The sequence below is a fragment of the Mucilaginibacter sp. R-33 genome, assembly GCF_049949235.1.
GTDB lineage: Bacteria > Bacteroidota > Bacteroidia > Sphingobacteriales > Sphingobacteriaceae > Mucilaginibacter.
Window position 1 is genome coordinate 1,511,297 of the sequence record NZ_CP188089.1, and the last position, 12,664, is coordinate 1,523,960.

Here is a 12,664-nt window from a genome sequence, read left to right on the forward strand (position 1 = left end):
CTTAGGTTAAACAGTTGTCCCAATCTTTCCAAACCGCCTCGTAACCCTGTTGGGCAATGATCTCTGCAATTTCCGCAGGACTGCGCTCGTCGGAAATTTCGAACTGCTCCAGCGACTCAGGTTCAACAGCGTATCCGCCCGGGTTGGTTTTTGAGCCCGCGCTTATTGAAGTTATGCCCAGTTTAATGATATTATTACGAAAGTTAGCCGATTCGCGGGTGGATATCGAAAGTTCAACCTCTTCGTTAAACAAACGATAAGCGCAGATCAGTTGTACCAGTTCGCGGTCATTCATTTCCACCTTTGGCTCGAGGCCGCCGCTAAAAGGTCTCAACCTCGGGAACGAAAGGCTGTATTTAGTTTGCCAGTATTTTTTTTCGAGGTAATTAAGGTGCATCGCGGTGAAAAAACAATCAGTGCGCCAGTCTTCCAAACCAATTAAAACGCCCAGTCCCATTTTATGGATCCCGGCCTGGCCCAACCTGTCGGGCGTTTCCACCCGGTATTTAAAGTTTGATTTTTTGCCTTTGGGGTGGTGTTTTTTGTAATCCTCTTTATGATAAGTTTCCTGGTATACCAGCACGGTATTGAGGCCATAAGGCGTTAGCTGCTGATAATCTTCCAGATCCATCGGTTGCACCTCCATCGAGATATGGGCAAAATGAGGCCTGATCAATTCGAGCGCTTTTTTAAAATAATCAACGTGCACATTCACGTTGTCCTCGCCGGTTACCAGTAATACATGCTCATAGCCCATCTCTTTAATAACGGCCACTTCCTGCATAATTTCCATTGGCGAAAGCGTTTTGCGTTTTACCTTGTTGTCGTAACTAAAGCCGCAATAAGTACAGATGTTGCTGCATTCGTTGGATAGATAAAGCGGTACATACATCTGCAGCACCTTGCCAAAACGTTTCAGGGTCAGACGCTGACTGATCTGCGCCATTTGCTCAAGGTAGGGCGCTGCAGCAGGTGATACCAGGGCCTTAAAATCTTCCAATGTTCTTTTATCCGCAGCCAGGGCGCGTTCAACATCCGCGCTGGTTTTGGCGTAGATACTGGCCTTGGTATCATCCCAGTTATAAGTTTCAAAAATATCGTTAAAACTACTCATCTAAAAAAGAAGTTAGTGGACTACTTGCCATAGCATGTGATACCGGTTGTGCCAGTTTGGCCTCAAAAGCCATCCGGCCGGCTTCAACGGCCAGTTTAAATGCTTCGGCCATTTGTACAGGGTTGCTTGATACCGCTATGGCTGTATTTACCAGTACGGCGTCGGCGCCTATTTCAAGCGCTTTGGCGGCATCAGACGGAGCTCCTATACCCGCATCAATAATAACGGGTACACTGCTTTGGCTGATGATGATCTCTAAAAAATCGATGGTTTTAAGTCCCTTATTGCTACCTATGGGCGAGCCTAAAGGCATCACAGCCGCAGTACCGGCTTCTTCAAGCCTTTTGCATAATACGGGGTCGGCATGGATATAGGGCAATACTGTAAAACCCAGTTTCGCCAGTTCTTCGGTAGCTTTTAGGGTTTCTATAGGGTCGGGCATCAGGTATTTGGGATCTGGATGTATCTCCAGCTTTATCCAGTTGGTTTCCAGCGCCTCGCGGGCAAGTTGGGCGGCAAACACAGCCTCCTTAGCATTCCGCACACCTGAGGTATTAGGCAAAAGGTTAATATGCGGATATTTTAAATGCAGCAACAGATCGTCGTTGTCGTTGTTTTTTACATCAACGCGCTTCAGGGCTACAGTTACCAGTTCAGAGCCTGAGGCCAGCAAAGCCTCCTCCATCATGGCAGGCGAGTTAAATTTGCCGGTGCCTGTAAATAAGCGCGACTGAAAAGTTTTATCAGCGATGGTTAACATAGTGTTGATTTTAAGCTTCGTTAAACGAAGGTTGATTTAAATGATGGTATATTTCCGAAACCACTTGCCTGGCGTTAGTGGCGTGGGTGATGGCGCCGGACAGCGCAACACCATATATGCCGCTTTGTATGATCAGCGGTATATCGGCCGGCACAATGCCGCCGATAGCGATTACCGGGATCCTCATATTTGCAAGACGCATCTGATCCATAATATCCTGATAACCGTCCAGTCCCAAAACAGGGCTCAGCTTTTGTTTGGTAGTTGTAAACCGGTAGGGCCCGAGACCGATATAGTCGGCGCCCTCGGCAACGCGCTGTTTTACATGCGCAAATGTATTGGCCGTACCACCGATGATCATATCATGGCCAACAATCTGACGGGCCTGTTGTATGGGCATATCCTGTAAACCCAGGTGCAGCCCATGGGCACCCACCTTTTTTGCAATTTCAGGATGGTCGTTCACTATTAATCTGGCACCGTACCCGTCACAAAGTTTAACGACCTCGATGGCATATTGCAGAATGAGATCTTCCGGTTGATCTTTAACCCTTAGCTGTACCCATTTACAACCGGCATCCAAAGCGGCTTTGATAGCGCCGGCATGTGTGCCGTTTTGCGGCTGTTGAGAGATATAATGCAGTTTATCAATCATGGATTTAATTGTTCGGTTTGTTTTTTAATGCTTATAAAATTGGAAACAGCCTGCTTGGGATCTTGCCAGATAGCACCCAAAACTGCTGCCCCGTCAAAATTCATCTTTTTTAGCAGGTTTAAATTGGATATATCCACGCCGCCAAGCGCTATTATTTTTGGTCCGGACTTATTACGGTCTAAACAAAAACTGGCAGGCAGCATGCTTTGATAACCTGGCTTGGATATGCTATTGAACACCGGGCTTAAAAATGTGTACTCAAAATGTTTTAGTGAGGATGTGGCGCTAACATCATGTATCGAAGTACTCAATCGGTAGCCTTCATTAAGCTGAATGTTTAATTTCAAGTGGTCGCTTTTGATACGATCCTTTTCGGTATAATGTAAACAGCGCATCTCAAAAACTTTGGCCAGCCTATGATGCTGATGACAAACTATAGCATGATGATAAGCCTGGTCAATCTGAGTAATCAGATTGGTACATTGATCGAGATCCCAACCTGGTTTGCGCAGGTGGAAACGCTGCAAACCGGCCCCGAACAAGCGGTTGATTGTTTGTGCTTCATCTATCACAGTATCCGGGGCCGATATCACGATCAGTTCCATTACAGGTATATTTCGCTGCCTTTTTCGGCAAACTCTTTCGATTTTTGTTCCATGCCCCTGGTTAGCGCATCGGCTTCGTTAACACCGTTCTCTTTAGCAAAGTCGCGTACATCCTGGGTTATTTTCATCGAGCAGAAGTTCGGTCCGCACATCGAGCAAAAATGCGCGATCTTGGCTCCCTCGGCAGGCAGGGTTTCATCATGAAATTCCTTAGCCGTATCCGGATCTAACGACAGGTTAAACTGATCTTCCCACCTGAACTCGAACCGTGCTTTGCTCAATGCATTGTCGCGATATTGCGCACCGGGATGACCTTTGGCTAAATCGGCAGCGTGGGCAGCAATTTTGTACGTGATCACGCCGTCTTTAACATCCTTTTTGTTGGGCAAACCCAGGTGTTCTTTAGGGGTCACATAGCACAACATAGCGGTACCGAACCAACCGATCATAGCAGCACCAATAGCCGAAGTGATATGATCATATCCCGGAGCAATATCGGTAGTTAATGGCCCTAAAGTGTAAAAAGGCGCTTCAGAACAATGCTTCAGTTGTTTCTCCATGTTCTCTTTGATGAGGTGCATGGGTACGTGGCCGGGGCCTTCAATAATGGTTTGCACATCGTGCTTCCAGGCTATTTTGGTCAGCTCGCCCAGGGTTTCCAGCTCGCCAAACTGCGCGGCGTCGTTGGCATCGGCAATACAGCCGGGGCGCAAGCCATCGCCTAACGAGAAGGCGACATCATACGCTTTCATGATCTCGCAGATCTCCTCAAAATGCGTGTACAAAAAGTTCTCTTTATGATGGGCCAGGCACCATTTGGCCATGATAGAACCACCGCGCGATACAATGCCGGTAATACGTTTGGCTGTTAAAGGCACATAGCGCAGTAAAACACCCGCATGGATAGTGAAATAATCAACACCCTGCTCGGCCTGTTCTATCAGCGTATCCCGAAACAGTTCCCAGGTAAGGTCCTCGGCTTTGCCGTTCACTTTTTCGAGCGCCTGGTAAATAGGCACGGTACCTATGGGTACTGGTGTGTTGCGGATGATCCATTCGCGGGTTTCGTGAATGTTTTTACCTGTCGACAGGTCCATAATGGTATCGGCGCCCCAGCGGCATGCCCAAACGGCTTTTTCTACTTCTTCTTCAATACTCGAGGTAACTGCCGAGTTGCCGATGTTGGCATTGATCTTAACCAAAAAATTACGGCCAATGATCATCGGTTCACTTTCGGGGTGATTGATATTTGATGGGATAACAGCCCGACCGGCGGCTACCTCTTGTCTTACAAATTCGGGGGTAATGTAACCTTTAGGTGTATTGGCGCCAAAGCTATGGCCCTGATGCTGTTGGCTCATTACATCATATTGCCCGTTCAACTGTTCTTTAAGCAGATCGATGCGTTGGTTTTCGCGTATGGCGATGTACTCCATTTCGGGTGTAACGATGCCCTTTTTTGCGTAGTGCAGTTGCGATACATTCATGCCTGCTTTGGCGCGGAAAGGTTTACTGTGATAGCCAAAACGTAAATGATCAAGCTCTTTACTGTTTAAGCGTTCGCGGCCATATGCTGATGATATGCTATCCAGCAACTCAACATCACCACGCGAAGTGATCCATTTTTCGCGCAGGCGGGGCAAACCTTTTTTAACATCGATGGCTATGTTTGGATCGGTATAAGGGCCGCTGGTATCGTAAACAGTTACCGGGGCGTTGGGCTCGGTTTCGCCAAAACGGCCATGTAGTTGGGTGTCGTTCAGGCTTATTTCGCGCATGGCCACGTCAATATCGTGCAATTGTCCTTTAACGTAAATCTTACGCGACGCCGGAAACGGTGTTTGCGTGATGGCTTGTGCTGTAGGTGTTTTTTCTGTTTTCATAAAAGGCTATTGGGTGTTTATCCTCCCTGGGTGGCTTTAATAATGATGACCTTATCGCCCTGATTGAGCTTGTGGTTTTCCCATTGGGTTTTGGGAACAATGGCTTCGTTGATGGCAATGGCCAGCCCCCGGTCAGGGTGCTGCAAGACATCAGCGAGCAAAGCCTGCACATTGCAGTTATCAGGCACAATAAAATTTTGTTGATTAACGGTTACTTCCATTACGTTGCATTAAAATTTCAACTGTAGGAATGTCCCCGTATTAGGAAAGAAAAAACAACACCAATAGTGTTATCGTCACTTTTCCCTTCGCCAGCATTACCCGGATCAGGTTCAAAGGGTATTATCTCAGTCCGTCAGGACACCCCTAAAGTTGCAGTAAAGCTAAAGGAATAAAATTGATTAATCCAAATCAATTTTATGTTAAGACTATCTGGTTACTACTGATGGTAATTTGTTTTAACGTGTAAGTGTGTTGAATATCAAACGATTGAATGGTGTTAATACTGGCGAAAATAATTTGAAAGCATCAGGCAAATTATCGTCAGCTTAACCCAAAATCTATAAAATAATAGACCACTCTCAACCTGATGTCAAATAATTGTTAATCGGAAAAATCGGCCCGTTCAATAAAAATAAGTGTCTTATCTTAGCTGCAACTGAAGTATGAACACATTAGTTGATTTAGTACAAACCTATGGGCTCTGGCTGGTATTTTTGATCACTCTTTTACAGAGTGTTGGATTGCCGCTGCCTGCATTTGCAGTATTGATTGTTACTACCGCTGTAACACCTGCAACCGAAGCTAATATCATCATACTCATTTTAACCGGATCACTGGGCACCTTAGCAGGCGACCTCATATTATATTTTGCCGGGAAGAGATACGGAACGGGGATCCTTGGGAAATTATGTAAAATTTCCATGTCACCGGATACCTGTGTTCGCAGCACCGGCGATATTTTTGAACGCTACGGCGCCCCGGCGCTAACCATTGTGAAATTTATTCCGGGGCTGTCAACACTCGCACCCGTTGTTGCCGGGGTTTATGCAATGCAGATGGCATTATTTGTATTGTTTTCATCCATCGCAGCACTTGTTTATCTTGGTGCGGCGGTGACACTGGGCGCAATTTTTCGGCATCAGGTTGGCGGTTTGATTTCTGCATTAAGTGATTATGGTAAGATGGGAGGTCTGTTTGTCGTCGTTTTATTTGGCTTATACCTTTTGTTTAAATGGCTTCGTCGCTATCGCCTTATCAGGCAGTTTGAAACGGATAGGGTAACTGTGAATGATTTGATAGAGCTGATTGATAGAGAATCGAACCCTGTGATACTTGATGCACGTCCGATAGATCAGCGCACAAGAAATGGATTTATACCGGGCTCAGTCCCCATAGACGAAAACAGTTTTAATGATATTGCTGACCGATATGCCGGGCATGAGGAAATTGTTATTTACTGTTCGTGCCCGAATGAAATAACCGCTGCAAGATATGCCGAGAAATTGCGCAAAGTTGGCCTGAAGCGAATCCGGCCTTTAGTAGGAGGGATTGATGCATGGGCCCAATCAGGCCAGCAGGTTACATTTCTTTAGACTCCCAACGTCATTGCGAGGTACGAAGCAATCTCCTGCTTTGCAGGGTGGATTTGCACGGCGTCTCTGCCTGTTGGGGATTGCTTCGTAACTCGCAATGACGTCTTTTTTATTTTAAAACAGCTTCTTATTCTCCTTCATTACCCATTCCCTACACGCTGCATTTCATCGGTGGCACCATTGTCGCGCTTGGCCGTTTTGAAGGTTTTGCCGAAACGATAGGTGAAGGCGAGCACCACCACGCGGCTATCGCGCTTAATCTTAAAATACTCGGTGGCGTTGGGGAACTGCGTTAAGCCCTCCATGGCGTTGGTATAGAATATATCGCGCATGCTCAACTTCAGGGTGCCCTTCTTTTTAAGTACTGACATGCCCAGCCCTGCCGAGAGCTGCCCGGTAGGGTATAGCCGTTCCTGCACATCGTTGCGGGCACGGGTAGTGTAAAAGCCCGATACCTCGCCCGTAAAACGCTTGCCCATGGTGAACTGGTTGCTGGCGTTGAGGTTGAGCTGGTTAATATCTGAGGTGTAATGATTGCCGTTAAAACCGCTCAGTTTTTTGTAATTGTACAGCGCCTGTGCTGTAAGCGTCCACCAGTTGGTGGGGGAGGCCGTAATGGCTTCGGATACGCCGATGATATACGTGCGCCCCACGTTGCCCTGTGTATACAGCAAAATGCCCGCAAGGGTAGGGTCGCTCAAAAAGATCTGCGAAAAGTAGTTGTTGATATTACTGTAAGATAGGGTGGTGGTGAGCAGGTTTTTGTATTGATGGCTCAGCTCCAGGTTCCAGCTGTATTGCGGCAAAATATAAGGGTTGCCGGTTTGATAGGTGTACTTGTTAATGATAAAATAGAAGGGGTTAAGCGTTTGGTAAACCGGGCGATCAATGCGGCGGCTTACAGTTAAAGTAAAGCTATTGGCGGTATCGGCCTGGTAACTGAAATAGCCGCTGGGAAAAAAGCTGCCATAGTTGCGTGAAAAGGCCGAATCTTTTTGCAGCACATTACCCAGTTGATGGGCGTGATAATCGGTATGCTCATAACGCAAACCTAACTGGTAGGAAATAGCCTTATGCTTGCGCTCCCATTGCGTGTAAACCGCGTGGATGTTCTCACTGTAAAGGAAATGGTTACTGCGGGTCAGGTCATCAGTCCATTGGCCCGCATTGAGGTTTTGATAACCGGCGGAATTATCAGTACTGCTGTGGGCCGATTTCCAGCCCGCCTGAAATTGGCCATCGCTGTCGGTTTTAAGCGTATAGTCGGCTTTGCCAGTGAATATGTTGATGCCGGTGGGAATGTTGGCGCGGGTTGATTCGTTATAACCGCCGGTGGTTTGCAGGCGGTTATTAAAATTCTGGTCGGTGGTAATGTTGTAGTGCAGCCAGTCGGCATCGGCGCTGATGTCCTGGGTTTTGCTGATGGCATGGCGGAGGCTCAGGCTCACCTGGCCGTTTTTAAACCGGCTGTTGTTGGCGTTATCGGTTGCAATGACAGAATCTGCCGCGCCACTGGAGTTGAGCCAGCGCGCCGAAGCCGTATTGTTGCCCTCGCGGCGGATCATGGTTCCGCCGAGCACAATGCCAACCGTTGTTTTAGGCGAAACTTCATAGTCCAGCCCCGCTTTGGCCGTATTGTTCAGCAGCGTGCCGGTGAAGTGCGATGGCTGGTCCAACGTCGCGGTGGTTGCCCCGTCGGCGCCGGTGTATTTACGCAGCGCGTACAGGTTGGTAAGATACTTCTGCCGGCTGATATTGTAATTAAAGAAAGTGCTGACCCGCCCGGTGCGGTAATTGAGCGTGAGCGTGTTATTGGTTTTGAAGTAAACACCCTGCGCCACCGTGGCCGTAACCGACCCGTTGAAACCCTTTTGCCGGTTCTTTTTGGTTTTAATGTTGATGATCCCCGCATTCCCGCTGGCATCATACCTGGCCGTAGGGTTGGCAATCAGCTCAATTTGCGCTACCTGGGTGGAGCTCATGCTGCTGAGCAGGTTGTTGAGGTCGGCGCCGGAGAGGTAGGTAGGTTTGCCATCTATCATCACCAGCACCCCGGGCTTGCCCTGTAAAGAAATGCCGCCATTACGGTCGACCATTACCCCCGGCGATTTCTCCAATACCTCCAAAACCGTAGCCCCCACATTGGTTACCGAGGCATCAACGTTTACGATCACCTTTCCCTGCTTCACTTCTACCGGCGGCGTTTTGGCGGTGATATTCACCTCCTTCAGTACGGTACTCAAAGGTTGTATGCGGATGGTGTCCTGCTTTATATTCTCCGCAATGGTATAGCTGCGGGTGGTTAGGGGCTGATATCCCGTATAAGTTACCGAGAAGCTGAATGTTCCCTGCGCAATGTTCTGAAACCTGGCCTGGCCGCGGGCGTTAGTTACGATCATACTGGCCTGTTTGTTTGCCTGTATCAGTTTAACGGTGGCACCATCGGCGGGCTGGGCGTTTTCTTTAACAACTATCAGCGTAAACTGCTGTGCAAAGCCGCCCAGGGGTAACAGGGCCAGTAGAAAGAGTAAAAGTGTACGGGTCATTCAGTCAATCCTAATAATCCCGTAAGATAATCAGGTTGAGGCTGATGTTCGCAATTTAAGGTGCGAAAAATGTGGGTGAAAATCACTTTTTTACCTAGTTGTTTCAGCGGATGAATATTTGAAAGTCACGAGTACGCCACATCTAAACCCAACCCTGCATACCCGCGCCAGGTTGGGAAACTATCAACATTAACGCCTTACGCGGTTTAAATTAAAGGCAACCAGGTATTCGTACACCGGCTCGGGGGCGAAACGATCTGACGATTTCACTGTTTGTGCCTTCATCACCTGGTTCAATTGCGTTTTTACCAGGGCAAAAGTCGCTTTTAACAGTTCGGGCAGTACGCTTGTCGCTACTGTGGGATAGTACTGTTTCTCAAAAGCTTTTTTCTCAGCGGCGGTAGCCATTTGTACCTCCCAATGCTCATCGGGTTTAAAACCATTCTCCAAAGCGGTATTACCCAGGTCATAAATATATTCGCTGGCTTTGTAGTGTGCTGTTTGTTTATCGGTCATTCTGATATTTATTGTATGAGGATTTATCTTGTTTATTGTTGCAATGGTTAATTAAGCCTTAGCTCGCTTTAGCGACTTTGACAGCGGTAGGCCCTTTTTGCCCCTGTTCTATTTCAAAGGTAACTTTGTCATTTTCTTTGATGGCAAAAGAAGCCGCGTTGACATGAACAAAAATGCTTTCCTGGGTTTGCAGGTCTTTGATGAAACCGAACCCTTTAGATTCATTAAAGAATGTTACTGTGCCTTTTCTTACAATTTCTACTTCAACTTCCTCCTGTTTTGGCGTACCAATGAGGATGTCCTGCGCCAATACCTTTTTCCGGTTACCGGGGTCCTGGGGCACGGAGGTAATGTTGCCGTTTGCGTCAACATAAGCCAGCATATCTTCAAAGCCCTGTCCTTTAACAGCGTTGGCTTTACGATCTTCGGCCTTTTCTTTTTTGTCCTGTTGTTTTTTGAGCTTTTTCTTTTCGCGCTCTTTCTTGTTAAATGTTTCGGTGGATCTACCCATGTTTTTGATTAAGTGTAACAAAAAAGCATCCCCCCGGGTGGGAGGATGCTTTTAAAATGATGATATAGTGATTAAGCTATTTTTACATTTACTGCATTCGGACCTTTACGGCCTTCTTCAACGTCATAACTAACGGCGCTGTTCTCACGAACATTGTCAATCAGACCTGTTGAATGAACGAAGATTTCGCTGCCACCATTATTAGGTGTGATAAATCCGAAACCTTTGGCTTCATTAAAAAATTTTACTGTTCCTTGTTGCATTATATTGTTATTAATAAGTGTGCAATATAACTATAATTATTGATGTATTTTACTTTTCGTAAAATTATTTAACATTTATTTAATTGATCGATGCGAAAAAGTGCCCGGAGCGCCGTTTAAAGGATATTTTCGGGGCATCTTCGATTTTAAAAAAAAACTTGTTGTGCATTTTGATAAAATAGGGTGCACTACCAGCTTTATGACTGTTTTGTTTCGAGTCCGGTGTTGGTTATCTCTGCAATCTTGAACATTGGTGTACATATATCCTTGTCTCCTTTCACCCGAACGCGGGCACTAGCGAGGGCGCTTGAGGCAGCCGGGGGGGCTTTTAGTTGGGGGGACGTAACTAAATATTTGCATGATATTTAATTGTTACTATAGCTGCCTATATGAATCTATTTATTCCACGTTCTTGTACAAATTTGCTTTGTAGGTTAATCCAATTGGTAAATCAATATCAGCAATTCTTACAAAGTTACCTTCAATATATTGAATAAGATGCTTATTAATAATAATAGAGCGGTGGATGCGGATAAATTCATAGTTTGGAAGTAGTGCTTCGAGTTTGCCCAGAGCCATGTATGAAACATAAGTATGGTTGGGTGTATGCACTTTAACGTAGTCACCTAAACCCTCAATATAAATGATAGATGAAAGGTTGATTTTTACTAACTTTTTATCAATCTTCAAAAAGATATTTGTTATTTCAGCCGTTGGTTGATTGATCCGTTGAGATTCATTTTTATTCAGACCGACCTTTTGAACTGCCTTCAGGAAACGCTCAAACATGACCGGCTTAACCAGATAATCCGTAGCCTCTATTTCAAAAGCTTCAACGGCATATTCGGTGTATGCCGTGATGAAAATAACTTTCGGATGGGCTTTCAAGGATTTTATAAAATTAAGCCCATTGATTCCAGGCATTTCTATGTCAATAAAGATCACATCTACTTGGTGCTGATGCAAGGCAGTAAATGCTTCAACGGCTGTCGGGTAACTTCCTAAACAATCCAAACCAGGCAACTGTTCGATATAGGAAACTATCAGCTGCCTTGCCAGTGGCTCGTCATCAACTACTATGCAATTAATCATTTAAAGGGTTTAATTGAATGGTCAAGCTTACCGTGAAAATTTCTTCTTCCTCAAAAATAATCAGCTCATGCCGGCCAGCGTAAAGCAAGTCGAGTCGTTTTCGCACATTTAGCAGACCGATACCGCCTTGCGATTTGTCATAGTTATCATTAGCAGGAAGCTTGGCATTGGATGTTTGAAAAATCAGTTCGTTTTCATCGACCGCCAAAATCAATTTTACCCAATTGTCCATGATATCCCGATGTAGGGCATGCTTGAAAGTATTCTCGATTAGTGGCATAAACAGCAATGGCTCAATTTTTATATTGTCGATATCACCCTGGACAGCAAAATCAATTATATCAGGCTTGGTATGGCGTAAATTTTCGAGGCTGATATAGCTTTTAATAAAATCTATCTCCTGTTGTAATGATACTCTTTCATGACGAGTGTCATAAAGCACGTAACGCATAATTTCTGAGAGATCTTTAATCATCAATGGCGTTTTAGGAGAATGATGAACACTCAACGAATACATATTATTAAGAGTGTTAAAGAAAAAATGTGGCCGAATCTGTGATTTTAAATGGTTGAGTTCAAGCTTTAATTTTTCGGTCTCCAGCGTACTGACTTTATATTGCTGCTTGAATAGCAGCTTAATAATATATAAAGAAGTAGCTGCTAATATAACGAGAATAGTAATGCCAATATCCGTATTAAAATACCCCTGAGTAAAATCTAAAGGCCGGGCACCACTGATATTGTTCCGGTAAACTTCCGGTATAAAAGGCATGTACATAACCGCTAATATTCCGAATCGCTCATTTAAACCATATAAAACAAAATATATCGGTAATAAAATAATAAACATCCAATAGCGCTTTTTCCCGATTGTAACGGGTAAATACCAGCGATAAAGTAGAATGATAACAGGTAATTGCAAAATATTGATTACAACATAACCAAATGAGTTTGCCAATGTATGTTGAGACCAGGTTGCCAAGCCTACTGCAAATGGGCTCAAAATACTAATCACAAATAAGTAAGATGTTTCGGCAACTAAGCCCTTCTGTTTATAATTAAGCGTAGCAAATGGCATGGCTCAATTTACACTTATTAAATAATAAGCAATAGAATTTTCGATG

Annotated in this window: 13 protein-coding genes and 1 riboswitch; of the genes, 1 reads left to right on the forward strand and 12 read right to left on the reverse strand. The window is 45.3% G+C overall.

Features of this window, described 5'->3' with window-relative positions:
• Position 1 precedes the first annotated feature (1 nt).
• From thiH to thiS, 6 genes are read right to left on the reverse strand one after another with little or no spacing between them, the layout of a single operon-like run.
• A complete protein-coding gene (gene thiH, locus ACP26M_RS06480) occupies positions 2-1,114 on the reverse strand; it encodes a 2-iminoacetate synthase ThiH (protein WP_091164005.1) in 1,113 nt (370 codons plus the stop codon).
• Positions 1,107-1,874: a thiazole synthase gene (locus ACP26M_RS06485; protein WP_426587222.1), complete on the reverse strand. Its 768-nt coding sequence runs from the start codon at positions 1,872-1,874 to the stop codon at positions 1,107-1,109. The genes thiH and ACP26M_RS06485 overlap by 8 nt, the downstream gene beginning before the upstream one ends.
• A gap of 10 nt (positions 1,875-1,884) precedes the next feature.
• Positions 1,885-2,529, reverse strand: a complete 645-nt coding sequence (locus ACP26M_RS06490; RefSeq protein WP_426587224.1) for a thiamine phosphate synthase — start codon at positions 2,527-2,529, stop codon at positions 1,885-1,887.
• Complete coding sequence (locus ACP26M_RS06495; RefSeq protein WP_426587226.1) at positions 2,526-3,134, reverse strand: thiamine phosphate synthase; 609 nt, start codon at positions 3,132-3,134, stop codon at positions 2,526-2,528. Before ACP26M_RS06495 ends, ACP26M_RS06490 begins: the two co-directional genes overlap by 4 nt.
• Positions 3,134-5,017, reverse strand: coding sequence for a phosphomethylpyrimidine synthase ThiC (gene thiC, locus ACP26M_RS06500; protein WP_426587228.1), 1,884 nt, complete (start codon positions 5,015-5,017; stop codon positions 3,134-3,136). Before thiC ends, ACP26M_RS06495 begins: the two co-directional genes overlap by 1 nt.
• Before the next feature lie 17 nt (positions 5,018-5,034).
• Positions 5,035-5,238: a sulfur carrier protein ThiS gene (gene thiS / locus ACP26M_RS06505; protein ID WP_274988274.1), complete on the reverse strand. Its 204-nt coding sequence runs from the start codon at positions 5,236-5,238 to the stop codon at positions 5,035-5,037.
• 65 nt (positions 5,239-5,303) lie between these two features.
• Positions 5,304-5,395, reverse strand: a riboswitch (TPP riboswitch).
• A gap of 287 nt (positions 5,396-5,682) precedes the next feature.
• Here thiS and ACP26M_RS06510 point away from each other — a divergent pair.
• Positions 5,683-6,612 carry a rhodanese-like domain-containing protein gene (locus ACP26M_RS06510; RefSeq protein WP_426587230.1) on the forward strand — a complete coding sequence of 310 codons (930 nt, stop codon included), beginning with the start codon at positions 5,683-5,685 and terminating at the stop codon, positions 6,610-6,612.
• A gap of 140 nt (positions 6,613-6,752) precedes the next feature.
• Here the strand turns inward: ACP26M_RS06510 and ACP26M_RS06515 are convergent, their stop codons facing one another.
• The 6 genes from ACP26M_RS06515 to ACP26M_RS06540 form a co-directional block, all read right to left on the reverse strand.
• Positions 6,753-9,158, reverse strand: a complete 2,406-nt coding sequence (locus tag ACP26M_RS06515) for an outer membrane beta-barrel protein (RefSeq protein WP_426587232.1) — start codon at positions 9,156-9,158, stop codon at positions 6,753-6,755.
• A 189-nt stretch (positions 9,159-9,347) separates the two neighbouring features.
• A complete protein-coding gene (locus ACP26M_RS06520) occupies positions 9,348-9,674 on the reverse strand; it encodes a hypothetical protein (RefSeq protein ID WP_426587234.1) in 327 nt (108 codons plus the stop codon).
• A gap of 58 nt (positions 9,675-9,732) precedes the next feature.
• A complete protein-coding gene (locus ACP26M_RS06525) occupies positions 9,733-10,185 on the reverse strand; it encodes a cold-shock protein (RefSeq protein WP_090527541.1) in 453 nt (150 codons plus the stop codon).
• 71 nt (positions 10,186-10,256) lie between these two features.
• Positions 10,257-10,448 carry a cold-shock protein gene (locus ACP26M_RS06530; RefSeq protein ID WP_090527544.1) on the reverse strand — a complete coding sequence of 64 codons (192 nt, stop codon included), beginning with the start codon at positions 10,446-10,448 and terminating at the stop codon, positions 10,257-10,259.
• Between the two features lie 399 nt (positions 10,449-10,847).
• Positions 10,848-11,540 carry a LytR/AlgR family response regulator transcription factor gene (locus ACP26M_RS06535; protein ID WP_426587237.1) on the reverse strand — a complete coding sequence of 231 codons (693 nt, stop codon included), beginning with the start codon at positions 11,538-11,540 and terminating at the stop codon, positions 10,848-10,850.
• On the reverse strand, positions 11,533-12,618 hold the full coding sequence (locus ACP26M_RS06540; protein ID WP_426587239.1) for a sensor histidine kinase: 1,086 nt from the start codon (positions 12,616-12,618) through the stop codon (positions 11,533-11,535). Before ACP26M_RS06540 ends, ACP26M_RS06535 begins: the two co-directional genes overlap by 8 nt.
• Positions 12,619-12,664: the final 46 nt, after the last annotated feature.